The following is a 26,800-nucleotide window of genomic DNA, read 5'->3' as shown; positions in this document are numbered from 1 at the left end:
GCTAAGTCTGGCAGGCCTCGAAGCTGGTCCTCAGCCTTGCTTCATCGAGATCGCGTCCGATGAAGACAAGCCGACTTTCGTGCTTCTCGTCGGCTTTCCAGGGACGCTGGTGATCGCCCTCGATGATCATGTGAACGCCCTGCAGCACGTAACGATCCGGATCGTCCTTGAGCGCGATGATGCCCTTTAGACGAAGGATGTTGGGGCCTTCCATCTGGGTGATCTTCTCGATCCAGGGAAAAAACTTCTTCGGGTCCATCTCGCCGCCTCGCAGCGAGACGGACTTCACGCCGACGTCATGGATGGGCGAGGCGTGATCATGGTCATGCCCGTGGTGATCGTGATGGTCGTCGGCATCGAGGAAGTGCGGATCGTTGTCGACCGCGCGCTTCAGGTCGAACGCGCCGCGATCCAGCACTTCCTTCAGGTCGACGCCTGAACGCTGGGTGCGGTGGATGCGGGCGGACGGGTTGATGGCGCGCACCGTCGCTTCGACCTTTGCCAGTTCCTCCGGCGTCACCAGATCGGTCTTGTTCAGCACGACGACGTCGGCAAAGGCGATCTGGTCCTCGGCCTCCTTGGAGTCCTTGAGGCGCAGCGGCAGGTGCTTGGCGTCGACCAGCGCAACGACAGCGTCAAGCTTGGTCTTGGAGCGCACGTCGTCGTCCATGAAGAAGGTTTGGGCGACGGGGGCAGGATCGGCAAGGCCAGTGGTCTCGACCACGATGGCGTCGAAGCGGCCGGGACGGCGCATCAGGCCCTCGACAACGCGTATCAAATCGCCGCGCACCGTGCAGCAGACGCAGCCGTTGTTCATCTCGTAGATTTCCTCGTCGGATTCCACGATCAGGTCGTTGTCGATACCGATTTCGCCGAACTCATTGACAATGACCGCATAGCGCCGGCCGTGGTTTTCCGAGAGGATGCGATTGAGAAGGGTCGTCTTGCCAGAACCGAGATAGCCGGTCAGGACGGTCACCGGAATCTGGGATGGGATGGTGGTTTGCGCTTCGCTCATGGCATGCCTCGCTCGATCAGACGCTCCATATAGTGTGGCGGTTTTCGTTTTGCACGTCCCACCGAGGGCGGTACAGGCCGTTTTTCAAGTCCCGAAACCGCTTGAAGGCGTCGAAATTCTCGATACGCTTTTCGTTTGTCATCTAACTGTTATCTCGCTCTGGCATTAGCGTGCGGTCGCAAGCTTTGCTTGCCGGCAAAGATTTTCGTGAACTGCCCGAAAAGGCGCGTTTCGGCGATTTTCCGGGTGGACGGGTCGATTGGGGGACGCATATGTCCAAGACGAACAAGAGCCAGACCATGAGCCGGCTGCAATCGGCGGCGAGGCTTTCGAGAACCGCACTCGCTGCAAGGCTGCTGACGCACGGCTTCTATGCGGGCCAAGACCAAATCATGCTGGCGCTGAGCAGCGAGGACGGCCAGACGCCAGGCCAGCTTGCGTCGCGGCTCGGGGTACGCCCGCCGACCATCACCAAGACCATCAACAGGTTGCAGGCGCAGGGTTTCCTCGACAAGCGAGCTTCCGATCACGATGCGCGCCAAGCCCATATTTTCCTGACCGAGGCGGGTCAGGAAACGATCAAGGCGATCGAGAAATCAGTGCGCAAGACGGAAAAGCAGGCTCTGAAAGGGCTCGACAAGAAAGACCAGAAGGCGCTCGCCAAGCTTTTGGCGCGCGTCGAGGCCAATCTTTCCAACTCCGAACTCGTCGAAATCGACGACGAGCCGGAAGCCGAGGAGTAGCGTCCGAATCCGGCTCCGGCCTATCGCGAAATTTTGCATGGCAGGCCGCAACATTTGTCGGTTGCGGGGCGAGGCGGATTCGACCACAAGACGGCGACTGGCATAAAGCGGCCGCGCCTTGAGCAAACCGACACCTCCCGATCTGGCGACACCGCCTGCCGCGATCCTCTACATGATCGTGGTCTTCATCCTGTTCACGTTCCTGGATACCGGCGCGAAATATCTCGTGCTTGCCGGCATCGCGCCGCTGTTCGTCGCGTGGATGCGCTATGCGGTCCATCTCATAGCCGTGCCTTTCCTGTTGCGGGGATGGCAGAACCCCGGGCGATTTCGTGCCGTTAGCCTTCCGGCGCAGGTAATGCGCAGCGCGATGCTTTTCGGCTCGACCATCTTCAATTTCATGGCGTTGCAGACGCTGCAGCTCGCCGAAACCACGTCGATCGCCTTCTTTGGCCCGATGGTCGTGACTGCGCTTGCCGGGCCACTGCTCGGCGAGTGGGCGGGATGGCGGCGGTGGATAGCGATCCTCGCCGGCTTCGTCGGGGTGCTGATCATCACGCGTCCGGGTGTTGGAACGTTCGAGGTGGGACACCTCTACGCGCTGTGCGGAATGCTGTCCTACTGCCTCTATGTCATCATGACGCGGCGAATGTCAGCGACCGAGACGGCTGAAAGCATGATCCTCTACTCGGCGCTCGTGCCGGTTGTCCTGCTGCTGCCGGCGCTGCCTTTTGCGGTTACGCTGCCGCATGACGTGATGCACTGGGTGGTGCTGCTGTCGCTGGGCCTGTTTGGAGCCGTGGGACACTGGTTCCTGATCAAGGCCTATCGTATTGCCACGGCTTCCGCGCTTGCGCCTTACCCCTATCTCCAGATGGTCTGGATGATTGCCGCCGGGTGGCTTGTCTTCGACCAACTGCCCGACATCTGGACGCTGGTTGGAGCGTCGGTGATCGTTGCCAGCGGGCTCTACATCATCCATCGCGAACACCGCCTGCGCCTGAGCAAAACGGCTGTCCCCAACGCCGAGGACGAGGAACTGGCAAAAAAGCTTTGACCCGACCGCCCCTGATGGCCTATGCGCGTCTTTAAACAGTTTAAAGACGGTTTTTAAAGGCTTCGGGGGCCGGGAAGGGAGGGCGCACTGGCACAGAAGATCAAGCTCTCGACCATCGCCGATGCGCTCGGCGTCTCGACGGCAACCGTCTCGCTTGCCCTGCGTGACAGCCCATTGGTGGCTGACGCGACCCGCGACAAGATCAAGGATCACGCCCGCGCCATCGGGTACATCTACAATCGCCGCGCCGCCAGCCTTCGCACCTCGCGATCGGGAATCGTCGGTGTCGTGGTCCATGACATCATGAATCCGTTCTTCGCCGAAATCCTGCGGTCCATCGAAAGTGAACTGGACCGCAGCCGGCAAACCTTCATCCTCTCCAACCACTACGACCAGCTCGAAAAGCAGCGCACCTTCATCGACACGCTGCTGCAGCTTGGGGCCGACGGCGTTATCATGTCGCCGGCTATTGGGACGCCGCGAGAGGACATCGTCGTTGCCGAGGAAAACGGGCTGCCGGCGGTTCTGATCGCGCGTAGCGTGGAAGGGGCGGCGGTGCCGGTTTTTCGCGGTGATGACGCCTATGGCACTGGCTTGGCCACCAACCACCTGATCTCGCTCGGCCACAAGCGCATCGCCATGATCGGCGGAACCGACCAGACATCGACTGGACGCGACCGCTACCAGGGCTATGTCCGGGCAATGGACGCCGCCGGCCTGAAGATTGAGCCGCATTGGCGTATCTCCGGGCCGCGCACCAAGCAGGCAGGCTTCGAGGCGGCCGGGCAATTTCTGGCGCTGAAGGATCATCCCACCGCCGCCGTCTGCTGGAACGACCTCGTTGCGATCGGGCTGATGAACGGGATCGCGCGCGCCGGCCTCGTCCCTGGCATCGACATTTCGGTGACCGGGTACGACGACCTCGAGGAAGCGGCGATTGCGACGCCGGCGCTGACAACGGTCTGGAATGGCCAGCGCGAAGTGGGGAGACGGGCGGCGCGGGCGCTGCTCGACAAGCTTTCGGGACAGCCCGTGAACCCTTCGCAGGAACTCATCAGGCCGGAACTGCATGTCCGGCAATCAACCGCGAAACCAGTGGAACGCCAATGACCGAAAAAGACCTAAGCCGGATCACCATCCTCGTGCCCGGCAAGCTGAACGAGCATGCGGCCGGGCGCATCCGCAAGACCTTCGACATGGTAACGATGGATACCGCCGATCCCGGCAAGATACCGGCGGAGGTGGCGGGCAAGGTGCGCGGGATCGCCGCTTTTGGCGGAATCAGCGCCGCGTTCATGGAGAAGCTGCCGAAGCTCGAAATCGTCGCCAGCTTTGGCGTCGGGTACGATTCGGTCGATGCAGCGCATGCCGGCAAAACCGACGTGATGGTTACCAACACGCCTGACGTGCTGACCGAGGAAGTGGCGGACACGGCGCTTGGACTGCTGATCAACACGGTGCGCGAGTTCCCGAAGGCGGAAAACTACCTGCGCGAGGGCCGCTGGGTAAAGGAAGGCCCGTACCGGCTGACACCGGGAACGCTGCGCGGCCGCAAGGCCGGCATCTTCGGCATGGGCCGCATCGGGCAGGCGATCGCGCGACGGCTGGAGGCGTTCGGCTTGTCGGTCGCCTATCACAACCGGCGGCAGGTCGAGGGCTTGCCTTATGACTATCATCCGACGCTGGTCTCGCTGGCGCAGGCCGTGGATACGCTGATCTGCGTTGTGCCGGGCGGGGCATCGACGGCCAAGGCCGTCAATGCCGAGGTGCTGAAGGCGCTCGGGCCGAACGGCGTCTTCATCAATATCGGTCGCGGCAGCACGGTCGACGAGGATGCGCTGGCAAAGGCGCTGGCCGATGGCACGATCTTCGCGGCCGGGCTCGACGTCTTCGCCGATGAACCGAACGTGCCCAAGGCGTTGCTGGATGTCCCCAACGCCTCGCTCCTGCCGCATGTCGGCTCGGCGTCGATCTACACGCGCAACGCGATGGCCGATCTCGTCGTCGACAACCTGATTTCGTGGTTCGCGGAGGGCAAGCCGGTTACGGCGGTTCCTGAGACCGCCCACGTCAAGCCGAAATAGCTTATTCGGCGGCAGTCTGTACGCCGGTTCGCGCCAGCGCGTGGGCGCGGACCGCATCGCCAAAGGCGCGGAAAATCTTTGCCGAGTTGTTGTCCGAATGCACCCAGTATTCCGGGTGCCACTGGACGCCGACGGCGAAGGCGCGCGCATCCTTGACAGATACGGCCTCCACGGTGCCGTCCGCGGCGACGGCCTCCACCTGAAGGCGAGAGCCCGGCAGGTCGATCGCCTGGCGGTGCACGGAATTGACCATGATGTCGCCCGCGCCGAAGACGCCGGCGAGGCAGGTTCCGGGCTTGATCGATACGCTCTGGCGGATGCCGAAGCGCTCGTCCTGGTTTTCGGACACAGGAGCACGGTGGTCGAGCGAGCCGGGACGCTCCTGGATTTCTGTTGCGAGTGTGCCGCCAAGCGCCACATTCAATTCCTGGATGCCCCGGCAGATGGCGAGAAGCGGAACGCCGTACTCGATCGCCTTGCGGATCAGGGGCAGGGTTGTGGAGTCCCGCGCCGGATCATACGGGCCGTTGGCTTCGGTCGCCTCGGCGCCATAGAGCGATGGGTGGACATTGGACCGGGAGCCGGTCATCAGCACGCCGTCGACGGAAGCCAGGAGCTGGTCGAGGTCGAGGCGATCGCCAAAGGAAGGCACCAGAACGGGGAAAACGCCGGCAGCGCTGATCGCCGCTTCCAGATATTGCTTGGGCGCAGCGTGCCAATCGTAATTGTCGACATGCTTGACGTCGGTGGAGACGGCGACGAGGGGCTGTAGCATCGGTGGCGCTCAAGTCATGATGTTCAATTGCCTATCAAATAGGCGATAGGGCGCACCAAATCCATCTCAACTTGATCGCTGGACGAATACGACGCCTGTGGATGCACTACTATAGTTCTAGATGCCGGCCAACAGGCGGTCGGACAGTCCTGCCATGCTGGACTTGGGATAGGCCGTGTGTATTGTCGGCCTCTACCGCCGCCCAAGGAAATCAAGGGTTTCCGCAGGGTTAGGCCGGGAGGATCCAATTCCGGGAGGTTTTTACATGGATCGTCGTTCATTCATCAGGAAGGCCGGCACCGCCGGCATCGGTGCCGCCGCCGCCACTGCGGCGCTGGCCGCACCGGCAATAGCCCAGTCCAGCCCCAAGATCACATGGCGCCTGACGTCTTCGTTTCCGAAGTCGCTCGATACCATTTATGGCGGCGCCGAGGTCTTCTCGAAGATGTTGTCGGAGGCGACCGACGGGAATTTTACCGTACAGGTGTTTGCGGCAGGTGAAATCGTCCCCGGCCTCCAGGCCGCGGACGCTGCGGCGGCAGGAACCGTCGAAGCCTGCCATACGGTGGCATACTACTACTGGGGCAAGGACCCGACATGGGCTCTCGGCGCAGCAGTGCCGTTCGCGCTGAACGCCCGGGGCATGAACGCCTGGCATTATCATGGCGGCGGCATCGACTTGTTCAACGAGTTCCTTGCGACGCAGGGGCTCTATGGTCTGCCAGGTGGCAACACAGGCGTGCAGATGGGCGGATGGTTCCGCAAGGAAATCAACACCGTCGCTGACATGAAGGGCCTGAAGATGCGCATCGGCGGCTTCGCAGGCAAGGTGGTCGAGCGCCTCGGCGTGGTGCCTCAGCAGATTGCCGGTGGCGACATCTACCCTGCGCTCGAAAAGGGCACCATCGACGCCGCCGAATGGGTCGGACCCTATGACGACGAGAAGCTCGGGTTTCAGAAGGTTGCGCCTTACTACTACTATCCCGGCTGGTGGGAAGGCGGCCCGACCGTGCATCTCATGTTCAACAAGGCGCAGTACGAAGCGCTTCCGGCGAACTACAAGTCGCTGGTCCACACAGCCGCACAGGCAGCGGACGCGAACATGTTGCAGAAGTACGACTATCTCAATCCGACCGCGATTCGCAGCCTCGTGGCCAACGGCGCCCAGCTTCGTCCGTTCAGCAACGAGATCCTGACCGCCTGTTTCGAGCAGGCGAACGAGGTCTATGCCGAGATGATGGCGAGCAACGCCAACTTCAAGAAGATCTGGGACTCCATCGTGGCATTCCGCAAGGAATACTACCTCAACATGCAGATCGCCGAATACAACTACGATACCTTCATGATGATGCAGCAGCGCAGCTCCAAGCTCTAGTCTGCCGGCGCACCGATCAAGAAAAACCCCGGATGGAAGCCATCCGGGGTTTTTTTGCCTCCGGCGAGAGATCAGAATTTCGGCGGAGCGGACAGGTCGTTGGCCGGTGGCGAGGCCTGCGGTGGCACCGCATCCACGGGAGGCGAGCCCAAGGGCGGCAATCCGAGGTCGGGAAGTCCCGGCTGCACATCGCTTCCGCCAAGCGGAGGCAGGACGATCTCCACATCGCCGGGATCCACGACCGGCCCCTTGTAGTGCATGACCATCTGCGGGAAGGCGATGGTCAGGCCCACCATCACGATCTGGATGCAGACAAAGGGAACCGCGCCCCAATAAATCTGCCCCGTGGTGACTGGCGCGATCTGCTTGCCGGTGATGCGGTCCAGATAGGGTACGCGCGCGGCGACAGACCGCAGGTAGAACAGCGCGAAGCCGAAGGGCGGATGCATGAAGCTGGTTTGCATGTTGATGCCGAGCAGGACGCCGAACCAGATCAGGTCGATGCCCAGCTTGTCGGCCGCCGGCGCAAGCAGCGGCACGATGATGAAGGCGAGTTCAAAAAAGTCGAGGAAGAAGGCGAGGAAGAAGACGAGGAAGTTTACGGCGATGAGGAAGCCGGTTTCACCGCCCGGAAGCGACACCAGAAGATGTTCCACCCACAGGTGGCCATTGACGCCGTAGAAGGTGAGCGAGAAGACGCGCGCGCCGATGAGGATGAACATGACGAAGGCCGACAGCCGCGTCGTGGAGGCCAGGGCCTGCCGGATGACGTCAAGGGTAAGCCGTCCCTTCGCAGCGGCCATGACGAGCGCGCCGACTGCGCCCATCGCGCCGCCTTCCGTTGGGGTGGCGATGCCGAGGAAGATGGTGCCGAGCACCAGGAATATCAGGGCGAGCGGCGGGATCAGAACGATGATGACCTGCTGAGCGAGGCGGGACATGATGTTCAGTTTCATGCCGCGATCTATCAGCGCGAAGATGTAGATGATGATGACGCCGACCGTCGCGCCGAGGATGTCGGCGTTCGCCCCTTGTGTCGGGTAAAGATAAACGTGGGCGCCGTAGGCCAGCGCGACGCAGACCAGCAGCGCGACGGCCAGCGAGGTGACGCCGTGGCCGAGCGTACGTGCCTCGGGCGGCAGGGCCGGCATCGAGTCACGCTTGAAGAAAGAAAGGCTGAGGACGTAGCCCATGTACATGCCGGTCAGGACGAGGCCCGGGATCAGCGCGCCCTTGTACATATCGCCGACCGACCGGCCGAGCTGGTCGGCAAGAACGATGAGCACGAGCGATGGCGGAATGATCTGCGCCAGCGTGCCGGAGGCTGCGATGACGCCGGATGCTGCGCGCCTGTCGTAGCCGTAGCGCAGCATGATAGGCAACGAGATCAATCCCATGGCGATGACCGAGGCTGCGACAACGCCGGTCGTTGCCGCAAGCAAGGCACCGACAAGGATGACCGCATAGGCGAGGCCGCCCCGGATCGGGCCGAACAACTGGCCGATCGTGTCGAGCAGATCTTCCGCCATGCCGGAGCGCTCGAGCACGATTCCCATGAACGTGAAGAAGGGTATCGCCAGCAGCGTTTCGTTGGACATGACGCCCCAGAAGCGCTCGGGCAGCGCGTATAGCAACGGCCAGGACAGGGTGATGGTGTCGTTCGAGTACGGCGCCAGTTCGACCGCGATGAAGAAAAAGAGCAGGCCGTTGGCGGCAAGCGAGAAGGCGACCGGGTAGCCGATCAACAGGAAGACGATCAGCGAAACGAACATGATCGGCGCCATGTTCTGCGCGATGAACTCGATCACTTGCGCACCTCCTCAGCGAGTGCCTTGGCGTCGAGTTGAGCCTGTTCATGCGCCGAGATGAACGGTGTCGGGTCTTCAATGACACCGCGCATTATCGCGATCTTCTTGATGATCTCAGAAATGCCCTGCAGCCCCAGCAGGACAAAGCCTGCCAAAAGCAACGCCTTGGCAGGCCATATGATTAGGCCGCCGGCGCTGGATGACATTTCGCCAGACCTGAAGGATTGTCCGACATAGGGAATGAAGTACGCGATCATCAGGATCGTGAAGGGCATGAGGAAGAAGATGTGCCCCAGAAGATCGATCCAATGCTGCACGCGGCGGGAGAACGCGCCGTAAACGATGTCGATCCGGATGTGCTCGTTCTGCTTCAGCGTGTAGGCGGCAGCCAGCAGGAAGGCGGCGCCGAAAAGGTACCACTGCAATTCCAGCCAGGCGTTCGACGATGTGTTGAGGGTTTTGCGCACGACAGCGTTTGCGGCGCTGACCAGAATGGCAACCAGGATCAGCCAGGAAACGGATTTGCCGACAATCTCGTTGAATCGATCGATGAAGCGGGACAGAGCGAGCAAGCCCGACATGAAATCCTCCCTTGTCGACCGGGTCCGTTGTGGATCGCCGGCCATCATCGGTATGCCGCCCGGTGTGCCAAGCGTCAACAAGAAGCGCCTAAGGCGATAGTCTATGACGTACGGTCAGCGCGGCTGCCGGTCGTGTGTTTCTTCTCCTGTACGAGTCAGGACAAGCAGCGCTACGAGGAAGCCCAGCATCCAGGCGTCGCGCCATTCGATGAGGAAATAACCGGCCCAAAGGGACTCGGCGACGCCGAACAAGGCCGCGCCGACCGCGGCTCGGACGGGATCGCGATAGCTGCCGGCAGCCGTGACGAACAGAACCTTCAACCCGAACACCATGCCGGTTCCGAAGCTCATGTTGCCGTAATAAAGCGCGGCCATGACGCCCGCGAGTGCGGCAAACATCGACCCGGCGAGTACTGACCAGCGGAAGACGTCTGCGGTGTCGACGCCGCAAAGCGCGGCCGCGCCCGGGTCGTCGCTGACCGCACGCCAGTGCCGGCCGAAGCTGGAATGCGCCAGGGTGAGTGCTGCCGCGGCAATGGCCACCACTGCGAGCGCACAGTTGACGAGTTGCATGAGGGTGAGCGTGACCTGAAACCCGCCGTGGGACCAGAAGACGATGGGGGTCGCGAGGACAGGCGCAAGCCAGAAGTCGCGGGTGTCGGCGGCGATGCGCGCCAGTTCCATCAGCACCAGCGCGAGCCCGAGCGTGGCGACGACGATGGCGTTGGGTGTACTCTTCGCGAGTGGAAGGAAAACGCTGCGCGACAGGATTGTCGCGACCAGAGCCGAATAGGCGAAGGCCGCGAACACGCCGAGCGCCACCGCCGCAGGAAGCGTCAGCCACAGGACGTTCCAGCCAAAGACGGCAGCGAAGATGAGTGTTTGCCCGGCGAAGGCAAAGACGGGACCGTGCGCGAGGTTGGTACGCTTCAGCATGCCGTTGATCAGGACATAGCCGAAAGCCAGCAACGCATAGAGCGCTGCGGAGTGCAGGCCGTTCAGCAGTTGCTGGAAAAAATAGGGCATCGTTTCCGGGATTCCCGGCGGGCGAAGCTGGAGATTGATCGCAGGAAACCTAACTTGTCAAATGCATATTACCGGTTAGAATTTGAGACATGGCAGTTCTCTGGAACAAGCATCGGTTTTCGGGCGGCGTGCTCGTGCTCGATACGACCAACACGCTCGTCCTGCGCGGACATGCCGACCGGTCGTTCGACCGGTTCGAGGATCGTGCCGAGATTTCACGCTTTGCCGAGGCGGCCAGGACTTTCCGGCCAGCCGAGCTTGGTGGCCGGGCGCCGGTGTTCGAAAATTCCGAGGCGGCGGCTGGCCGGGTGATCGCGCTCAGGGAAGCTGCGGACAGGCTTTTCCGGCAAGCGGTGCTGTCTGGCCAGTTGGATACGGCGTTGCTGCCCGCCGTGCTGAGGGCGGCGGCGTCCTGCCTCGATGGCGCAAGCGAGATGGTCGGCGGGGCGGAGCGACCCTATGGCGATCCGGCGACGCCGCTGCGGTTCGAGACGGCGCTCGGCGTATCGGCCCTGTCGCTGCTTTCGGGAAACGAATGGCGGAAGATCCGCATCTGCCCGAACTGCAACTGGCTGTTCGTCGACAGGAGCCGCAACGCCAGCCGGCTCTGGTGCGACATGGCTGTCTGCGGGAACCGTCATAAAGCCCGCAGGCACTATGAGCGGAGCAAGGCGACCGAGGTTTCGCATGGCTGAGAAGTGGTTTTGCAAAGTGGTCGCCGCGCTGACCCTCATAGGGCTTCTCGGCGCGGCGGCGTGCCGCGATACGGGGAGCGAGCCTTACGAGATCATCGGCAAGCTTTTCGTCTTCAACTACCGGGTGGCGACCGCGACCTACCTCGTCAGGCTCGCGCCGCTGCAGCCGATGCAGGAGGGGGAAACGGCGGTTGCCAGTTTCGAGGATCCGGCCGGCGGCGAGGACATCGTCGTGCAACAGAAGATCTGGCCAAAACTGCAGAAGGCGACGATCGAAAGCCCGCCCCTGCGCTGCGTGGTCAAGGACAGGCCGTACAAGGTGTCAATCCGGATCGAGGCGGCAGACGGTTCGGTGCGGCAGACGATCGAGACGACCATGACCTCGTCCGAGGACCAGAGCATCCTGCCGGACAAGCCGCTGGTGGTCGGACCGGTCTATACGCCGAATCCCGAGCTTGCCGGACACCCCGGCGGCAAGCTGCCAAATCTCGAAAAACTGCCTTGTCCTTCCGACGCGGCCGGCAAGCAGGCTGGCTAGTCGGCTCGAATCGTGCGCGAACGGTCGACCGCCGGACATTTTGTTTCGGCCGCCAGCCTAAAGGCACGCCTGCTCTTGCTCTTTTTAGGCTCGCCGCGAATTCATTTGACCTCGCCGTGCTGCGGGGAAACACTTCACCCGACGCAACCCACGCTGGCCTGCCCGAGTTCTCGAGGCAGACCTCCGCAGAGGATGTGACCGATGACGCTTCACGACGTGACGCTGGACGACAAGTTCGACCTCGGCAAGGAGCGCATCTTCCTGTCCGGCACGCAGGCGATCGTGCGCCTGCTCCTGATGCAGCGCGAACGCGACAGGCGGGCCGGGCTCAACACGGCAGGCTTCGTCTCCGGTTATCGGGGTTCGCCGCTCGGCGGTCTCGACCAGCAGTTCTGGCGCGCCAGAAAACAGCTTGAATCTGCCGACGTCGTCTTCCAGCCCGGCCTCAACGAAGAATTGGCCGCCACCGCGTGCTGGGGATCGCAGCAGACGGAACTGCTGGGCCAAGGCAAGCACGACGGCGTGTTTTCCATCTGGTACGGAAAGGGGCCGGGCGTCGACCGATCCGGTGACGTCTTCCGCCACGCCAATCTCGCCGGATCCTCGAAGCATGGCGGCGTGGTCGCCCTGATGGGCGACGACCATACGGCCGAATCCTCCACCAACGCACACGCGACGGAATTCCTGTTCGTCGACACGATGATCCCGATCCTCAATCCTGCCGGCGTGCAGGAACTGATCGACTACGGGCTCTATGGCTTCGCGCTTTCGCGTTTCGCGGGGACCTGGGCTGCGATCAAATGCGTGAAAGACAACATCGAATCGACGGCTTCGGTGGATGCCTCGCTGGAGCGGCTGGGAATCATCATCCCCGAATTTGATATGCCGCCCGGCGGGCTGAACATCCGCCACGAGATCGACTTCATCGGGCAGGAGGCGCGGCTGCACGAATACAAGCGTGCGGCGGCGGCGGCCTTCGTGCGAGCGAACGGCATCAACCGCATCGTCTATTCCGGCGGCAGCAGGCCGAAGCTCGGCATCATCACCGTCGGCAAGAGTTATCTCGACGTTCGCCAGGCGCTGGAGGACATCGGTATCGACGAAGAGAGGGCGAACGAGATCGGCCTGCGGCTGTTCAAGGTCGGGTGCCCCTGGCCGCTTGATATCGAGCACATCAAGGATTTCGCGCGCGGTCTCGACATGATCGTGGTGGTCGAGGAGAAGCGGTCGCTGATCGAGGTGCAGGTCCGCGAGGACCTCTACGGCACCGCCATGCAGCCTACCGTGATCGGCAAGAAGGACGAACTTGGCGGCTGGCTTTTCCCCGTGAAGGGCGCGCTCGATCCGAACGACATCGCCATCGCGCTTGGCGAGCGCGTGTTGCGTGTGATCGGGCCGTCGGAGGAAATCGCGGCGCGCGTGTCGCGGCTCAGGCAATACCAGGCGATGCTGGCCGAGACGAAGGATATCGGGTCGCGTACGCCCTTCTTCTGTTCGGGCTGCCCACACAACACGTCGACAAAAGTGCCTGACGGCTCGGTGGCGGGCGCCGGCATCGGGTGCCATTTCATGGCGCTGTGGATGGATCGCTCCACCATCGGCTTCACGCAGATGGGCGGCGAGGGCGCGCAATGGATCGGGCAGGCTCCCTTCTCGAAGCGCGAGCACATGTTCCAGAACCTCGGCGACGGAACCTACAACCATTCCGGCGTGCTGGCCCTGCGCTTCGCGATATCGGCGGGCGTGAACATCACCTACAAGATCCTCTACAACGACGCGGTCGCCATGACCGGCGGCCAGCCGGTTGAGGGCGGGCTGACGGTGGACATGGTTGCACGACAGGTCCACGCCGAGGGCGTGCAGCGCATCGCGGTCGTGTCGGACGATCCCGAAAAATACGACCGCAGGATGTTTCCTGCGGGCGCGACCTTCAGCCATCGCGACGATCTCGACTTGATCCAGCGCGAACTGCGCGAGATCAAGGGCGTCTCGGTGCTGCTCTACGACCAAACCTGCGCGGCGGAAAAGCGGCGCAGGAGGAAGCGCGGCGCCTATCCCGATCCGGACAAGCGGGTCATCATCAACGAACTCGTCTGCGAGGGCTGCGGCGACTGCGGCGTCAAGTCCAACTGCGTGTCGATCCAGCCGCTGGAAACGGAGTTCGGGCGCAAGCGCCGGATCGATCAGTCGAGCTGCAACAAGGATTTTTCCTGCCTGAACGGTTTCTGCCCGTCTTTCGTGACCGTGCATGGCGCGAAGCTGCGCAAGTCCGAGGGGCGTGCCGGCGATGCCGATCCGCTCCACGGGGTGCCGGACGCAGAGATTTTTCCGCTCGACCGCGACGGCTGGGCCTGCATCGTCGATGGCGTCGGCGGCACCGGCGTGGTGACGATCGGCGCCATCCTCGGCATGGCCGCGCATCTTGAAGGCAAGGGCTGCGGCATGATCGACATGGCCGGCCTTGCCCAGAAAGGCGGGTCGGTCTTCAGCCATGTGCGGGTAGCCAGTACGCCAGCGGACATCCACGCGATCCGCGTCTCCGCCGGCAAGGCGGACCTGATCCTCGGTTGTGACCTCGTTGTTTCCGGCGCGCGCAAGGTTCTGGCGGCCGTCCGTGAAAACCACACGATCTTCGTCGCCAACACGGCGGAAGTGATGCCTGGAAACTTCACGCGCTCGGCCGACTATTCGCTGCCGGTGGAGCGGCTGAAGAAGGCGATCCGGGACGCGGCGGGATCGGAACACGCGCATTTCTTCGATGCGACGCGGACGGCCTCCGCCCTTTTCGGCAACACGCTCGGCGCCAACATGTTCATGCTCGGCTTCGCCTGCCAGTATGGCGGGCTGCCACTCACGACCGAGGCTATTGAAAAGGCGATTGAGCTGAACGGCGAGGCTGTGCAGATGAACATCGCCGCCTTCCGGTGGGGCCGCCGCGCCGCGCACGAACCGGAGTTCGTTAACGAACTTGTTGGCAAGACAGGGATGGAAGCGTCGCCCTCGCAGTCCGTGGACCAGATTGTTCAACGCCGCGCCGAATTCCTGACCGCCTATCAGGACGCGCGCTACGCCGGGCGCTACGTCGAGCGTCTTGAACGGGTGCGTGAGGCGGAAAATCGGGCTGTCGCAGGCTCTGCCGACCTGAGCGAAGCGGTCGCCCGGAATCTCTTCAAGCTGATGGCCGTGAAGGATGAATACGAGGTCGCCCGGCTCTATACGGACGGTTCCTTCGAAAGACAGATTTCAAAGGAATTTCAGTCGTTTGACCGACTCGAATTTCATCTGGCGCCGCCCATTCTGGGACGCACGGGCAATGACGGCAAGCCAAGGAAATCCAGCTTCGGCGGATGGATGATGCCGGCGTTCAAGCTGCTGGCAAAGATGAAGCGGCTCAGGGGCGGCGCGTTCGATATCTTCGGTTACACGGAGGAGCGTCGATTCGAGCGCGACCTGCTTGCGCAATACGAGCAGGACATCGATTTTATCCTTGAGGGGCTCTCGGCGAAGCAACTGGATGCGGCTGTGGCGCTTGCCTCCGTGCCGTCGCTCATCCGGGGCTACGGCCATGTCAAACGGGCGAGCGCCGATACGGCTTCGGTCGAGCGGGGAAGGCTGATCAAGCGGCTTTCAGAGCCTGCCACAGCCTCTGCGCTGCAGGCTGCGGAATGACGGATACGGCTTGTTTACCGGAACCGAAGATTCCTTGATTTGCAATGGGTTCAGGCTTGTTTGCCCCTTGTCGAAAGGCAAGTTCTAAGCCTTTCTTAAGGCGAATATGGCATGACCTCGGCGAGTTCGGCCCCGCAGGTCATGAAAACAAACAAGCCCGACGACATATCGGAAGACATCTATCTCGGCTTCGTCCGGTCGCTGTTTACCGGCGCGGTCATCCTGTTGCTTGGCGCCCTGACACAGGGACTGATCGGCCTTCTCGTCTACTGGAAGACCGGCGCACCGATCTACATCGTCCTCGCGATCCTGATGGCGGCTGCCAGCCTTGGCCGCTATCTGTCGATCCTGCGCGTCGACCGGGAAACGATCGTCGGATACGAGGCGGCCCAGCGCTGGGAGCGCTATTACATCTTCTGGGGCACGGTGCAGGGCTTCTGCGTCGGCATCTTCGCCTTTGTCAGCCTTTACGTGGTGCCGGACAGCTTCGGCGAGATCGCCGCGATCTCGGTCGTGCTGGCCAGCACGATCACCATCGCCGGGCGCAACTTCGGCTCGCGCAAGATGGTCATCATCCTGTCGCTCTCGGTGCTGCTGCCGATCTCGTTCGGATTGATGCTCAAGGGCGACTTCTACAATTTCATGCTCGGGCTCTTCATCATTCCGTTCATCTTCACCATCAACAAGATGGGCGACCTGGTGCGCACAGTGCTTTTCACCGCGCTCAGTGAGGAGAAGAAGGCCAATCGCATTGCCGAACGCTTCAACCGGGCGCTGAACACCATGTCGCACGGGCTGGTGATGCTCAGCTCGAACGGCAGGGTGGTCGTCGCCAATGCGGAAGCGGCGCACCTGATGTCCTTCAATTCGCCGGACGCGTTGCTCGGGCGAACGATCCACTCATTGCTGATGCGGGGCGTGGCGGGAGGCATGCTCGCCCTGAAGGACTGCAAATTCATCGAAGGGCAACTGACACGAGCACTGAGCGAAGGCCGGGACCGAAAGGTCCTCGTTTCGCTTTCGAACGGCCAGTATTTCGAGTTCTCCGCCCGCGAGGGCAGCCAGCAGCTCGGGGTCATCACCTTCGAGGATGTCACACAGCGCGTCGAGGCGGAGGAGAAAGTCCGCACCATGGCGCGTTACGACAGCCTGACCGGCCTGCCGAACCGCGCCTATTTCCACGAACTGGTGGTCGAAACGCTTTTCACCGGAGATCGCGATCGCTGCTGCGGACTGGCGGTTCTCGATCTCGACGATTTCAAGAGCGTGAACGACACGCTGGGCCACCCGGTGGGAGACGGCCTGATCTATGCCGTGGCCGAGCGGCTTGCGGCATTTGCAAGCGACACGGTCAAGGTCAGCCGGTTCGGCGGTGACGAATTCATGATCTTCATCGACCACGTCGAGGATGAAAGCCACCTGTCCGGCATCATCGACAGGATATTCGCCGGGCTCCAGGGTGAGATCGACGTCGCCGGACACGCGTTGCGGATACAGGCCAGCGGCGGCGCGGTCATCTCGCGCGTAAGAGACACGGATGTCGACGCGATGATCGTGAAGGCCGACCTTGCGCTCTACAAGGCCAAGGAGCTGGGCAAGAACGGATGGCGGCTCTTCGAAGCCACGATGGACGAGGCGTTCCGCAGCCGCCAGTTGATGAAGGCCGACCTGCGGGCGGCGGTCGAGACAAACTCGCTGCGTGTCGTCTACCAGCCCATCGTGGCGATGGACACGATGCGCATCGCAAGCTGCGAGGCGCTTTGCCGCTGGGAGCATCGCGACCTCGGGCCAATATCGCCAGCGGTCTTCATCCCGCTTGCTGAGGAGATGGGTATCATCTCTGAGATCAGCCATTTCGTGCTGCAGGCGGCCTGCGCGGAATGCGCCCGGTGGCCCGAGAAGATCACCGTTTCCGTGAACCTTTCGGCCAAGGACTTCCGCAGCCGCGCCGTGATCGACAGGGTGCGCAATGCGCTCGCGACCTCGGGCCTGGCTCCGCACCGGCTTGAGATCGAGGTCACCGAAACGGCATTGCTCGACGACAAGTCACTGACGCGCCAATATGTCGAGGAACTGAAGCTGCTCGGCGTGCGCATAGCACTGGACGACTTCGGAACCGGCTATTCAAGCCTCAGCTATCTTCACAAGCTGCCGCTCGACAAGGTCAAGATCGATCGCAGCTTCCTGATGGACATCGGCCAGAACTCGCGCTCGCTCGAGCTGCTGAAGGGCGTCGTCAACGTCTCGCGTTCGCTGGGGCTGGCGGTCACGATGGAGGGCGTCGAGACTTTTGAACAACTGCGAATACTTTCGCATGAGGTGAAGCCGGATCTCGTGCAGGGCTTCCTGTTCGGCTCCGCGCTTACAGCGTCAGGCATCGAGACGATGTCGACGACCGTATGGCCTTTCGCCAAGGACATGCAAAACGCCAAGCGCGAAGGCGCGCGCTAATCCCAACAGTCTGAATTGCGAGTAAGGGAATGGTTAACGCCATTTGCCCTGTATTTTAATCAATTTACGCCTTGTTAAGGTTAACCTCGCGTAAATGCGTTGCATCTAAATTAAAAGTTTACATATCTAGCGATTGCCGTACCGTGAATTCGGGCGGGCATACGAGGCTTGTTTGAGTATGGCATTGCAGTCGGGGTCACTTCGCGCGGTCACGGGCGAAAACCAATTCGGAAATGCGGCGGTGGGTGAAGCATCCTTTGCCGACAAGGTCACGGAACTGCTCGAGAGGACCGAGTATCGTCGCTGCGAGGCGGCTGAGGACATCGAGGCGATCTACAGGCTTCGCTATAGGGCCTATCGCGTGCATGGCTTCATCGAGGAATCCAGCGCGCAGACCGTGACTGACGACCTCGACGATGCGCCGAACTGCTACAGGTTCGGCGTCTTCATCGACGGAGAGCTCGCCAGCACGGTCCGCATCCATCACGTCACCAAGGACCAACCCTACGGTCCGATCATGAAGACGTTCCCGGATGTGATCGGGCCACGCCTGCAGCGCGGGGAAAGCTTCATCAATCCGACGCTCTTCGCCGGCGAGCCCCACTATCGCTCGCCTTTCAGGGCCTTGCCCTATCTCACGCTGCGGCTGGGCCTTGTCGCCAGCGTCCATTTCGATGCGACGAGTTGCATCGGCGTGGTGCGGCAGGAACACACGGCATTCTATCGGCGCGTCTTTGGTGCAGTTCAGGTCGGAGAGCCGAGAGCCTATCCGCCGTTCAGCGTGCCGGTGATGCTCTACGACGCCAACTGCGCCATCAATCGCGAGACTGTCCTGAAGCGCTTTCCGTTCTTCAAGTCGACGGCCGTGGAGCAGCGCATGCTTTTCGCCAAGCCGGCGAAGGGCGAACTGGCTCCTCTGACGATCCTGCCGACAGCCAAATATTACAATCAGGCAGCCTGACGCGCTCTCGCCGGCGATTGCGGCTATGCCGATGCCGGCGCTATAGATGCCGCTGACAGGCGTTGGAATCTTTCGCGCCGCAGTTCGGAGCTATCCTGATGGACATTGGCAACCTGCCGCTCACCCCGCTGATCTCCCTGATCGCCGGCGTGGTGATCCTGATCATGCCGCGCCTCCTCAACTACATCGTCGCTCTCTACCTGATCATCGTCGGTCTGCTGGGGCTGTTCCCGCAACTGGCGAGCTGATTTCCAGCTCCCGAAAGGCGTCGGCAAGCATTCTCTATTCCGCTGCCTTGGTCTAAGGACATTCGCGAAACGGCGGCGATTGGGAAAGTTATATGGTAGGCGTTAGGAACGCTCTCGGGTCGTTTGCGGCCTCTGTGCTGGTCGCGATGTCCGCGATAAGCTTTTCGATCGGCTCTGCCTCTTCCGAGGACATCGTCGGCATTCCGAACCTGTCCTACAGGACTGGCCCCTTTGCCTCGACCGGCACGCCGCTGATGAATGGCCAGCGCGACTACATGATGATGATCAACGAGCGCGACGGCGGCATCAACGGCGTCAGGCTCGGCTATGAGGAATGCGAAACGGGCTATTCCACGGAAAAGGGCGTGGAATGTTACGATAAGACCAAGGCGACTGGTCTTGTCGTGCAGCCCTGGTCGACCGGCATAACGTCCCAAATCCTGCCCCGGCTCAATGCCGACCGCATTCCCCTGCTGGCGCCAGGCTATGGTTTCTCCGCGATGGCCGATGGCAAGACCTTCAAATGGGCGTTCAACATGCCGGCGTCCTATTGGGACGGCGCGTCGATGATCCTGCGCCATCTTTCTGGCGGCAATCTCGACACGCTGCGGGACAAGAAGATCGCGCTGCTTTATCTGGACGCGCCCTATGGCAAGGAACCCATCCCGTTCCTGCAGGCGCTTGCCGCCAAACACGGCTTCACCCTTCTTTTCGTCCCGGTCGCGCCGCGCGAGATGCTCAACCAGGCGGCGCAATGGCAGGAAATTTTGCGCGAGAACCCGGACTACGTGCTGATGTGGGGTTGGGGTGCGATGAACGCCGGCGCGCTTGCCGAGGCGGTCAAGACGAAATTCCCGATGGACAGGTTCGTCGGTATCTGGTGGTCGGGCCATGACGGCGACCTGAAGACCGTCGGCGAGGCCGGAAAGGGGTACAGGGCGCTGTCCTGGAACTTTCCGGTCCCGGACGCACAGGCCATGCAGGACATCAGGAAGTATGTCCTCGATCCGAAGAAGACCGAGATCGGGGAGGGCGAGTTCGACTCGGTCTTCTACCAGCGCGGCGTTCTTATCTCGATGTTCACCGTCGAGGCCATCCGAGCCGCGCAGGAGCAATTCGACACAAGGCTTGTCAATGCGGAGCAGTTGCGCTGGGGGTTCGAGAACCTCAAGCTCGACGAGGACCGGCTGGCGCAGATCGGGATTACCGGCATGATCGCTCCCTTCGCCACATCCTGCGAGGATCATACGGGCCATTCCGGCGCCTGGATGCTCGAATGGGATGGCAGCAGGTTCGTCAAGGCTTCGGACCTGCTGCATGCTGACCAGGCCGGGATTGCCTCGCTCGTCGATCAGGAGGCCAACGCCTTTGCGCAGGCCAACGCCCCCTGGGCCATGAACGACGAATGCCGATTGTAGAAGCACCGACGGACGGTGGTTTTTGTCGCGGTCGCGATGGCCATCCTGCCATTGCCCTTGGCGCAGCTTTTCGTTATGTGCCGTTAAGGACTCCCGGAGGATCAAATGGCCGACCACTCGCCGACCGGACCCGTGGAAACGGGCGCGCAGATGGACTACCCCGAACATGAGAAGACCTATTCCATGTTCATCGCGCTTTCCAAATATGGAGCGTTGTTCTGTGCGGCGCTGCTGATCGCCATGGCGTTCGGCTTCTTCACAAGCGCCGGCTTCTTCTCGGCGACAATCGTCCTCATCCTTGTCTACGCTGTCGGCTGGGCGCTGCTGCGCTAGCTTCCGGTAGCCGGTTTTTCCGGCCGGCGCGACGACTTAGTCCGTCTGGCGCCTAACGTTGGGTAAGGTTGCGTCCGAAAGGATTTTGCGGTGGGACAGATTGCATTTATCCCCAAGGAAACCGAGGGCGGGGAACCTCGCGTCGCGGCGTCGCCGGATACAGTGAAGCGGCTTGTCGGGCTTGGGTTCGAGGTCATCGTCGAGGCCGGCGCGGGTCTCGGTTCGCGGATCGTCGACGAGGAATTCGTCAAGGCGGGCGGCTTGATCGGCAAGGCATCTGACGCCAGCCGCGCCGACCTCGTGCTGAAGGTCAGGCGGCCGACCGCTTCGGACCTCAAGGTTTACAAGAAGGGCTCGGCGGTCATTGCCACGATGGACCCCTATGGCAACGAGGCCGCCGTGGCAGCCCTTGCCGCAGCCGGCGTTACCGCCTTCGCGATGGAATTCATGCCGCGCATCTCGCGCGCGCAGGTCATGGACGTGCTGTCGAGCCAGGCGAATCTGGCCGGCTATCAGGCGGTGATCGACGGGGCCGCGGAATACGACCGCGCGCTACCGATGATGATGACGGCTGCGGGCACGGTGCCTGCCGCGAAAGTCTTCATCATGGGCGTCGGCGTCGCCGGCCTGCAGGCCATCGCGACAGCAAGGCGCCTTGGCGCCGTAGTTACGGCGACCGACGTGCGTCCGGCGGTGAAGGAGCAGGTACAGTCGCTTGGCGCGAAGTTTCTGGCGGTCGAGGACGACGAGTTCAAGGCGGCCGAGACTGCCGGCGGTTATGCCAAGGAAATGTCGAAGGAATACCAGGCCAAGCAGGCGGCGCTGGTGGCCGACCATATCGCCAAACAGGATATCGTCATCACCACGGCGCTGATCCCCGGCCGGCCTGCGCCAAAACTGGTGTCGGCCGCGATGGTCGCCGCGATGAAGCCGGGTTCGGTGCTGGTGGATCTTGCGGTCGAGCGCGGTGGCAATGTCGAGGGCTCAGAAGCCGGCAAGGTCGTCACCACCGCCAATGGTGCGAAGATCGTCGGCCATCTCAACATGCCCGGCCGCGTGGCCGCATCGGCGTCGCTTCTCTACGCCAAGAACCTCTATGCCTTCGTGGAGACGATGGTCGACAAGGCGACCAAGACTTTTGCGGTCAATCGCGAGGACGAACTGGTGAAGGCGACGATGCTGACCGATGGCGGCAAGATCGTGCATCAGGCCTTCGCCAAGGCGGCGTCGCCAGCAGAACCCGTCGTTGAGCCGGCCGCTATCCCCGCGACGACCTTGGTAGCCGATGCCGCTACTGCGCCCAAGAAGGCAGCCAAGAAGCCGGCAGCGCCCAAAAAGCCTGGAACTGCAAAGGGAGAGGCGTGATGGAAAAGACCGCGCTGGAACAGGCGCTCGACCAGATCGATCGCGCGATGGAGGTTGCCCGTGCGGCGGTGGCCAACATAGACAACGGTGCCGCCGTGGCGGCCGGCGATGCGGCGCATGCGCTTTCGGGCGGCGCCGTCGATCCCTTCATATTCCGCTTCGCCATCTTCGTGCTGGCGATCTTCGTCGGCTACTACGTCGTCTGGTCGGTGACGCCGGCGCTGCATACGCCGCTGATGGCCGTCACCAACGCGATCTCTTCGGTTATCGTGGTGGGCGCGCTTCTCGCAGTCGGCATTTCGGCGTCAGGGCTCGCAACCGGTTTCGGCTTTGTGGCGCTGGTACTGGCGGCCGTCAACATTTTCGGCGGCTTCCTCGTCACGCAGCGCATGCTTGCGATGTACAAGAAGAAGGAGAAGTGACGTGAGCCAGAACGTCGCCTCCTTCCTTTATCTCGTCTCCGGCATCCTGTTCATCCTGGCGCTGAGAGGGCTTTCGCACCCGACGACAAGCCGGCGCGGTAATCTGTTCGGCATGATCGGCATGGCGATCGCCATCGGCACGACGTTGGCGCTGGCGACCCCGAGCGCCAAGGGTCTGGGGCTGATCGTGCTCGGCCTTGCCATCGGCGGCGGTGTCGGCGCGGTGATCGCGCGGCGCATCGCCATGACTTCGATGCCGCAGCTTGTCGCCGCCTTCCACAGCCTCGTCGGCCTCGCCGCCGTCATGGTCGCGGCGGCTGCCATGTATGCGCCGGCCAGCTTCGGCATAGGCGTGCCTGGTGACATCCACGGCCAGGCGCTGGTCGAGATGAGCCTCGGCGTCGCCATCGGCGCGATCACCTTCACCGGATCGGTCATCGCCTTCCTGAAGCTCGATGGCCGCATGTCGGGCAAGCCGATCATGCTGCCCGGCCGGCACTTCCTCAACGCGGTGCTCGGCATCGCGCTGGTCGTGCTGATCGTGATGCTCGTCTCGACCGAAAGCTTCACCATTTTCTGGCTGATCGTAGCGGTGTCGCTGCTGCTCGGCGTCCTCTTGATCATCCCGATCGGCGGCGCGGACATGCCGGTCGTCGTGTCCATGCTGAACTCCTATTCGGGCTGGGCGGCTGCGGCACTCGGCTTCACGCTCGGCAATCTGGCGCTGATCATCACCGGCGCGCTGGTCGGATCGTCGGGCGCGATCCTGTCCTACATCATGTGCAAGGGCATGAACCGCTCGTTCATCTCGGTTATCCTCGGCGGGTTTGGCGGCGAGACGGCGTCCGCCGCCGACGATGGCATCGAGCGCACGGTCAAGCAGGGTTCGGCGGATGACGCTGCCTACCTGATGGCCAATGCGCAGAAGGTCATCATCGTGCCGGGCTACGGCATGGCAGTGGCGCAGGCGCAGCACGCATTGCGCGAGATGGCCGACAAGCTGAAGGCCAAGGGCGTCGAAGTGAAGTATGCGATCCACCCGGTCGCGGGCCGCATGCCCGGCCACATGAACGTGCTGCTCGCCGAAGCGAATGTCCCCTACGACGAGGTATTCGAGCTGGAGGACATCAATTCAGAGTTCGCGCAGGCCGACGTCGCCTATGTCATCGGCGCAAACGACGTCACCAACCCGTCGGCCCGCGACGACAAGTCGTCGCCGATCTACGGCATGCCGATCCTCGACGTGGACAAGGCGCGCACCTGCCTGTTCGTCAAGCGCTCGCTCGGCTCGGGCTATGCCGGCATCGACAACACGCTGTTCTACAAGGACGGCACCATGATGCTGCTGGGCGACGCCAAGAAGATGACCGAGGAAATCGTCAAGGCTCTGGACCACTGAGGCGCGCAGCAGATCTGAGTTTTGACGATCACGGGGCCGAACTTGTAGGCGAGGTGGTCTCTTCGTCCGAATTGGCAACGGTGGCGGCGGCCTTCGACACCGGTTTGTCTGGACGTCCCGGTATTAGAACTGCAGACGTCCCGCCGGCCGTCAAAAAGCTGATCGCTCCCGAGGGGATTATGGGAGCGATTGCTTCACGGCTTGCTGGCCGCTTGGCGCATCCAGTTCGCGTGCTCTTCTTCGACAAGACACCTGAGATGAACTGGGCCGTTCCATGGCATCGGACCGCACGATAGCGGTCGCCGAGCGTCATGACGTCGAAGGCTTTGGCAACTGGAACGTCAAGAATGGAATGAACCATGTCGAGCCGCCAGAGGTGTTGCTCCAGGGTATGCTCACCCTCAGGCTTCATCTCGACGACACGGGTGCCGACAATGGTGCACTGGATATTGTGCCGGGGTCTCACAAGCTCGGCCGCGTGCCCGCCAATAAGGTGCTGGGATTCGCCCGCGCTGTTGAAGCCATCTGCTGCGAAGCGGTAGCGGGTGAGATCTTGGCGATGCGCCTGACGACGATCCACAAGTCGGAAAGGTCCGCTAACCCCACACGCCGGCGGGTCCTACATGCCGACTACAGCGGCGATAAGCTTCCGCCGCCGCTGACTTGGCTTTTATGACCTCTTAAAGCTTCAGGCGACCACCCTAGCCGGCTGGCGCGCGCAGCTTGAACTGGGTGACACCAACGGCAAGATTGAACCCCGTCTGGGTCTGGAGGCTGAGCGGCTGCAGCGTGAACGACTTGTTCGAACCGCCGACCAGCAGATTGGCTCCCGCGCCGACCGCCACCGAGGCCTCGGCGCTCGCGCCGACATAATCGCCAGCGAGCGCGCCGGGAGCGTAGATATCCCTGCTCGGCGCAAGCACCGCCCAGGTGATCTTGGTTTCGCCGGTGGTGCCGATGTCGAGGCCGAACTTGTCGATGCTGCCGCTATAGGTCTCGGCGGCAAAATTCGCATCGGCCGGCGTGTACGCGCACGTGACATCCTTCGTCGAGCCGATAATGAACCCCGCGCCGCCCTCGACGGTGCAGTCGAGGACACCGAGTTCGATGCCCTCGTTTTGCGCGTTGGCCGTGGCGACAGCCGCAAGAATTGCCGTGGAGGCTGCGAGGATCAGAAAAGGTCTCATGATGATCTCCTTAAGTTCCCGCAACAACTCGGATCATAGCCGAGAGTTCCGCCGCCGATCGGGCAACTCCTTCTGGAGCTGTTACTTCAGCGAATGGACTAGGTTCATCGCAGTGACGGTCAGCGCCGCATTGAGGCCGGTCTGCGCCTGGACGCTGAGCGGCTGCAACGTGAAGGAGTGCTGGAATCCGCCGACGAGCAGGTTGGCGCCGCCGCCTGTGATGATGCTCGCCTCGGCCGTCGCGCCGACGTAGTTGCCGGCAAGGGCGCCGTCCTGGTGCTTCCTGCTGAGGGCGAAGACCGCCCAGGCCAGCGTGCCCTGATGGGTGACGCCGACATCCACGCCGATCTTGGAGATCATGCCGGTGTAATATTCGCGGCCGCCGCCCTTGGACGACTTGAAGGTACAGGAAACGCCCTTGTGCGACGCGATGATGATGCCAACGCCGCCGTCGATCTCGCAGGTCAGCACACCAAGCTTGACGCCTTCGCCCGCGCTGGCCGGAGCGGCGAGGAAGCCGGTCATGGCGGCTGCGGCAAATAGGGAAGCGAGCTTCTTGAACATGGGGAAATCCTGCTTTGAAGTTGAAATCTGGATAGGCCGCAACATTTCGGCAAAATCCGGGCCGGATGCTGTTATGCACCCACTATCCTAAGTGTTTTTCGCGAAACCGGTTCCAATTTTAGGGAACAGGCGCTGAACGGAGCTAGCCAGCCTTGGTGCGGGCCAGTCCGTCCACGGCCGGCTTGTAGTTGGGGTCGAGCCGCACGGCCTGCTGGTAAGACTTGGCTGCCTTCGCCTTTTCGCCACGCTTTTCGTAGACCAGCCCCTGGTTGGCCCAGCTTTCGGCGATCCGGCCGTCGAGGCGTATAGCCTGGTTGAAGTCGGCGAAAGCGTTGTCGTCATCGTTCATCGCCAGATAGGAAAGGCCGCGACCGTTATACGGTTCGGGCGACTCCGGGGACTTGGAGATCGACATAGAGAAATCTTCGATGGCGAAGGCGTGCTGCCCCTGGCTCTGATAGATCAGGCCGCGGTTGTGGTAGGCGCGGGCGTCCGTCGTGTCGAGCTGGATGGCCTTCTGGAAATCGTTGAACGCCTGAGTTGTCTGGCCGGCCCGGCGATAGAGATTGCCGCGACCGATATAGGCCGCGTCATAGTTCGGATTGAGCTGGATCGCACGATTGTAGTCGGCCAGCGCGGCGTTCTGATCACCGATGAAGCGGTATATCAACGCGCGGTTGGAGTAGGCCTGATAGAAGTTCGGCTTCAACTCGATGGCCTTGTTGAAGTCCTTCAGCGCATCCTGATACTTGCCGCCGCGTCCATAGGCCGAGCCGCGTACGTTATAGGCCTCAGGATCCTGCGGGTTGCGCTGGATGACCGCCGTCAGCGACGCAATGTTCTGCTGCGAGCCTTGGGCGGTGTCGATCGTCGCCAGCTCGCCACTCGGGCCGGAGCTTTGGCAGGCGGAGAGAAGGGCGCCGGCGAGAAGTACCGCCACAATCGCGCCGCTCCGCATCGCCGGCTTGCGGTCGACAATGGCTGCATTCATCGCGTTCTACCTCAGATGCCGGACCGAAGATGCCGGTTTTTTTGGTCCCCGCATCGCGTCTCCAGTCGCGATGAACAAAAGGTGGCGGCGAT

The 26,800-nt window shown here is 62.2% G+C and carries 25 protein-coding genes; 17 read left to right on the top strand and 8 right to left on the bottom strand.

The features are described 5' to 3' along the window. Window position 1: 1 nt before the first annotated feature. The gene (locus ABMA32_RS20985) at window positions 2-1,018 is read right to left on the bottom strand and encodes a CobW family GTP-binding protein (RefSeq protein WP_349015747.1); all 1,017 of its coding nucleotides are present in this window, start codon (window positions 1,016-1,018) and stop codon (window positions 2-4) included. A 272-nt stretch (window positions 1,019-1,290) separates the two neighbouring features. Between ABMA32_RS20985 and ABMA32_RS20980 the strand changes: the two genes are divergently transcribed. From ABMA32_RS20980 to ABMA32_RS20965, 4 genes are all read left to right on the top strand, one after another. Further along, entirely contained in the window at window positions 1,291-1,761 is a 471-nt protein-coding gene (locus ABMA32_RS20980; RefSeq protein ID WP_349015746.1) for a MarR family winged helix-turn-helix transcriptional regulator, read from the top strand. A gap of 172 nt (window positions 1,762-1,933) precedes the next feature. Beyond that, entirely contained in the window at window positions 1,934-2,818 is an 885-nt protein-coding gene (locus tag ABMA32_RS20975) for a DMT family transporter (protein ID WP_349015973.1), read from the top strand. Window positions 2,819-2,905: 87 nt separating this feature from the next. Next, window positions 2,906-3,928, top strand: a complete 1,023-nt coding sequence (locus ABMA32_RS20970; protein WP_349015972.1) for a LacI family DNA-binding transcriptional regulator — start codon at window positions 2,906-2,908, stop codon at window positions 3,926-3,928. Further along, on the top strand, window positions 3,925-4,902 hold the full coding sequence (locus ABMA32_RS20965; RefSeq protein ID WP_349015745.1) for a 2-hydroxyacid dehydrogenase: 978 nt from the start codon (window positions 3,925-3,927) through the stop codon (window positions 4,900-4,902). Before ABMA32_RS20970 ends, ABMA32_RS20965 begins: the two co-directional genes overlap by 4 nt. A 1-nt stretch (window position 4,903) precedes the next feature. Here the strand turns inward: ABMA32_RS20965 and ABMA32_RS20960 are convergent, their stop codons facing one another. Beyond that, window positions 4,904-5,677, bottom strand: a complete 774-nt coding sequence (locus ABMA32_RS20960; RefSeq protein ID WP_349015744.1) for a gamma-glutamyl-gamma-aminobutyrate hydrolase family protein — start codon at window positions 5,675-5,677, stop codon at window positions 4,904-4,906. A 265-nt stretch (window positions 5,678-5,942) separates the two neighbouring features. Here ABMA32_RS20960 and ABMA32_RS20955 point away from each other — a divergent pair, with 265 nt between their 5' ends. After that, window positions 5,943-7,052: a TRAP transporter substrate-binding protein gene (locus ABMA32_RS20955; RefSeq protein ID WP_349015743.1), complete on the top strand. Its 1,110-nt coding sequence runs from the start codon at window positions 5,943-5,945 to the stop codon at window positions 7,050-7,052. Window positions 7,053-7,123: 71 nt separating this feature from the next. On the opposite strand, the gene ABMA32_RS20950 is transcribed toward ABMA32_RS20955, so the two are convergent. From ABMA32_RS20950 to ABMA32_RS20940, 3 genes are all read right to left on the bottom strand, one after another. Next, window positions 7,124-8,860: a TRAP transporter large permease gene (locus tag ABMA32_RS20950; protein ID WP_349015742.1), complete on the bottom strand. Its 1,737-nt coding sequence runs from the start codon at window positions 8,858-8,860 to the stop codon at window positions 7,124-7,126. Further along, window positions 8,857-9,441 (bottom strand): TRAP transporter small permease subunit, encoded by a 585-nt coding sequence (locus ABMA32_RS20945; RefSeq protein WP_349015741.1) that lies wholly within the window; start codon window positions 9,439-9,441, stop codon window positions 8,857-8,859. The genes ABMA32_RS20950 and ABMA32_RS20945 overlap by 4 nt, the downstream gene beginning before the upstream one ends. Window positions 9,442-9,555: 114 nt before the next feature. Beyond that, a complete protein-coding gene (locus tag ABMA32_RS20940) occupies window positions 9,556-10,467 on the bottom strand; it encodes a branched-chain amino acid ABC transporter permease (RefSeq protein ID WP_349015740.1) in 912 nt (303 codons plus the stop codon). 89 nt (window positions 10,468-10,556) lie between these two features. Here ABMA32_RS20940 and ABMA32_RS20935 point away from each other — a divergent pair, with 89 nt between their 5' ends. From ABMA32_RS20935 to ABMA32_RS20880, 12 genes are all read left to right on the top strand, one after another. Next, complete coding sequence (locus ABMA32_RS20935) at window positions 10,557-11,162, top strand: CGNR zinc finger domain-containing protein (RefSeq protein WP_349015739.1); 606 nt, start codon at window positions 10,557-10,559, stop codon at window positions 11,160-11,162. Then, on the top strand, window positions 11,155-11,700 hold the full coding sequence (locus ABMA32_RS20930; RefSeq protein ID WP_349015738.1) for a hypothetical protein: 546 nt from the start codon (window positions 11,155-11,157) through the stop codon (window positions 11,698-11,700). The genes ABMA32_RS20935 and ABMA32_RS20930 overlap by 8 nt, the downstream gene beginning before the upstream one ends. A 201-nt stretch (window positions 11,701-11,901) precedes the next feature. After that, window positions 11,902-15,369 (top strand): indolepyruvate ferredoxin oxidoreductase family protein, encoded by a 3,468-nt coding sequence (locus tag ABMA32_RS20925; protein WP_349015737.1) that lies wholly within the window; start codon window positions 11,902-11,904, stop codon window positions 15,367-15,369. A 141-nt stretch (window positions 15,370-15,510) separates the two neighbouring features. Next, window positions 15,511-17,820, top strand: coding sequence for a putative bifunctional diguanylate cyclase/phosphodiesterase (locus tag ABMA32_RS20920; protein WP_349015971.1), 2,310 nt, complete (start codon window positions 15,511-15,513; stop codon window positions 17,818-17,820). 241 nt (window positions 17,821-18,061) lie between these two features. After that, on the top strand, window positions 18,062-18,781 hold the full coding sequence (locus tag ABMA32_RS20915; RefSeq protein ID WP_349015736.1) for an N-acyl amino acid synthase FeeM domain-containing protein: 720 nt from the start codon (window positions 18,062-18,064) through the stop codon (window positions 18,779-18,781). A gap of 98 nt (window positions 18,782-18,879) precedes the next feature. Then, window positions 18,880-19,029, top strand: coding sequence for a DUF3096 domain-containing protein (locus ABMA32_RS20910; protein ID WP_349015735.1), 150 nt, complete (start codon window positions 18,880-18,882; stop codon window positions 19,027-19,029). A gap of 92 nt (window positions 19,030-19,121) precedes the next feature. Continuing rightward, the gene (locus ABMA32_RS20905) at window positions 19,122-20,447 is read left to right on the top strand and encodes an ABC transporter substrate-binding protein (RefSeq protein ID WP_349015734.1); all 1,326 of its coding nucleotides are present in this window, start codon (window positions 19,122-19,124) and stop codon (window positions 20,445-20,447) included. Between the two features lie 105 nt (window positions 20,448-20,552). Next, complete coding sequence (locus tag ABMA32_RS20900; RefSeq protein ID WP_349015733.1) at window positions 20,553-20,780, top strand: aa3-type cytochrome c oxidase subunit IV; 228 nt, start codon at window positions 20,553-20,555, stop codon at window positions 20,778-20,780. Window positions 20,781-20,870: 90 nt separating this feature from the next. After that, entirely contained in the window at window positions 20,871-22,145 is a 1,275-nt protein-coding gene (locus tag ABMA32_RS20895; protein WP_349015732.1) for a Re/Si-specific NAD(P)(+) transhydrogenase subunit alpha, read from the top strand. Beyond that, entirely contained in the window at window positions 22,145-22,567 is a 423-nt protein-coding gene (locus ABMA32_RS20890; RefSeq protein WP_349015731.1) for an NAD(P) transhydrogenase subunit alpha part 2, read from the top strand. The genes ABMA32_RS20895 and ABMA32_RS20890 overlap by 1 nt, the downstream gene beginning before the upstream one ends. A gap of 1 nt (window position 22,568) precedes the next feature. Further along, window positions 22,569-23,966, top strand: a complete 1,398-nt coding sequence (locus ABMA32_RS20885; protein WP_349015730.1) for an NAD(P)(+) transhydrogenase (Re/Si-specific) subunit beta — start codon at window positions 22,569-22,571, stop codon at window positions 23,964-23,966. A gap of 274 nt (window positions 23,967-24,240) precedes the next feature. After that, window positions 24,241-24,642 (top strand): phytanoyl-CoA dioxygenase family protein, encoded by a 402-nt coding sequence (locus tag ABMA32_RS20880; RefSeq protein WP_349015729.1) that lies wholly within the window; start codon window positions 24,241-24,243, stop codon window positions 24,640-24,642. Between the two features lie 25 nt (window positions 24,643-24,667). On the opposite strand, the gene ABMA32_RS20875 is transcribed toward ABMA32_RS20880, so the two are convergent. The 3 genes from ABMA32_RS20875 to ABMA32_RS20865 all read right to left on the bottom strand — a co-directional run bounded on the left by ABMA32_RS20875 (window position 24,668) and on the right by ABMA32_RS20865 (window position 26,708). After that, on the bottom strand, window positions 24,668-25,153 hold the full coding sequence (locus tag ABMA32_RS20875) for a DUF992 domain-containing protein (protein ID WP_349015728.1): 486 nt from the start codon (window positions 25,151-25,153) through the stop codon (window positions 24,668-24,670). Window positions 25,154-25,234: 81 nt separating this feature from the next. Next, window positions 25,235-25,717, bottom strand: coding sequence for a DUF992 domain-containing protein (locus ABMA32_RS20870; protein ID WP_349015727.1), 483 nt, complete (start codon window positions 25,715-25,717; stop codon window positions 25,235-25,237). Window positions 25,718-25,859: 142 nt separating this feature from the next. After that, entirely contained in the window at window positions 25,860-26,708 is an 849-nt protein-coding gene (locus tag ABMA32_RS20865) for a tetratricopeptide repeat protein (protein WP_349015726.1), read from the bottom strand. Window positions 26,709-26,800 lie beyond the last annotated feature (92 nt).

The organism is Mesorhizobium quangtriensis, from assembly GCF_040081925.1.
GTDB classification, from domain to species: Bacteria; Pseudomonadota; Alphaproteobacteria; order Rhizobiales; family Rhizobiaceae; genus Mesorhizobium_K; species Mesorhizobium_K quangtriensis.
This window is presented reverse-complemented; position numbering and strand designations above follow the sequence as displayed.

Coding starts and splice junctions, on each gene's coding strand:
- ABMA32_RS20985 (WP_349015747.1), bottom strand. CDS start 1,018: ATGAGCGAAGCGCAAACCACCATCCCATCCCAGATTCCGGTGACCGTC.
- ABMA32_RS20980 (WP_349015746.1), top strand. CDS start 1,291: ATGTCCAAGACGAACAAGAGCCAGACCATGAGCCGGCTGCAATCGGCG.
- ABMA32_RS20975 (WP_349015973.1), top strand. CDS start 1,934: ATGATCGTGGTCTTCATCCTGTTCACGTTCCTGGATACCGGCGCGAAA.
- ABMA32_RS20965 (WP_349015745.1), top strand. CDS start 3,925: ATGACCGAAAAAGACCTAAGCCGGATCACCATCCTCGTGCCCGGCAAG.
- ABMA32_RS20960 (WP_349015744.1), bottom strand. CDS start 5,677: ATGCTACAGCCCCTCGTCGCCGTCTCCACCGACGTCAAGCATGTCGAC.
- ABMA32_RS20955 (WP_349015743.1), top strand. CDS start 5,943: ATGGATCGTCGTTCATTCATCAGGAAGGCCGGCACCGCCGGCATCGGT.
- ABMA32_RS20945 (WP_349015741.1), bottom strand. CDS start 9,441: ATGTCGGGCTTGCTCGCTCTGTCCCGCTTCATCGATCGATTCAACGAG.
- ABMA32_RS20940 (WP_349015740.1), bottom strand. CDS start 10,467: ATGCCCTATTTTTTCCAGCAACTGCTGAACGGCCTGCACTCCGCAGCG.
- ABMA32_RS20935 (WP_349015739.1), top strand. CDS start 10,557: ATGGCAGTTCTCTGGAACAAGCATCGGTTTTCGGGCGGCGTGCTCGTG.
- ABMA32_RS20930 (WP_349015738.1), top strand. CDS start 11,155: ATGGCTGAGAAGTGGTTTTGCAAAGTGGTCGCCGCGCTGACCCTCATA.
- ABMA32_RS20925 (WP_349015737.1), top strand. CDS start 11,902: ATGACGCTTCACGACGTGACGCTGGACGACAAGTTCGACCTCGGCAAG.
- ABMA32_RS20920 (WP_349015971.1), top strand. CDS start 15,511: ATGAAAACAAACAAGCCCGACGACATATCGGAAGACATCTATCTCGGC.
- ABMA32_RS20910 (WP_349015735.1), top strand. CDS start 18,880: ATGGACATTGGCAACCTGCCGCTCACCCCGCTGATCTCCCTGATCGCC.
- ABMA32_RS20905 (WP_349015734.1), top strand. CDS start 19,122: ATGGTAGGCGTTAGGAACGCTCTCGGGTCGTTTGCGGCCTCTGTGCTG.
- ABMA32_RS20900 (WP_349015733.1), top strand. CDS start 20,553: ATGGCCGACCACTCGCCGACCGGACCCGTGGAAACGGGCGCGCAGATG.
- ABMA32_RS20890 (WP_349015731.1), top strand. CDS start 22,145: ATGGAAAAGACCGCGCTGGAACAGGCGCTCGACCAGATCGATCGCGCG.
- ABMA32_RS20880 (WP_349015729.1), top strand. CDS start 24,241: ATGGCATCGGACCGCACGATAGCGGTCGCCGAGCGTCATGACGTCGAA.
- ABMA32_RS20875 (WP_349015728.1), bottom strand. CDS start 25,153: ATGAGACCTTTTCTGATCCTCGCAGCCTCCACGGCAATTCTTGCGGCT.
- ABMA32_RS20870 (WP_349015727.1), bottom strand. CDS start 25,717: ATGTTCAAGAAGCTCGCTTCCCTATTTGCCGCAGCCGCCATGACCGGC.
- ABMA32_RS20865 (WP_349015726.1), bottom strand. CDS start 26,708: ATGAATGCAGCCATTGTCGACCGCAAGCCGGCGATGCGGAGCGGCGCG.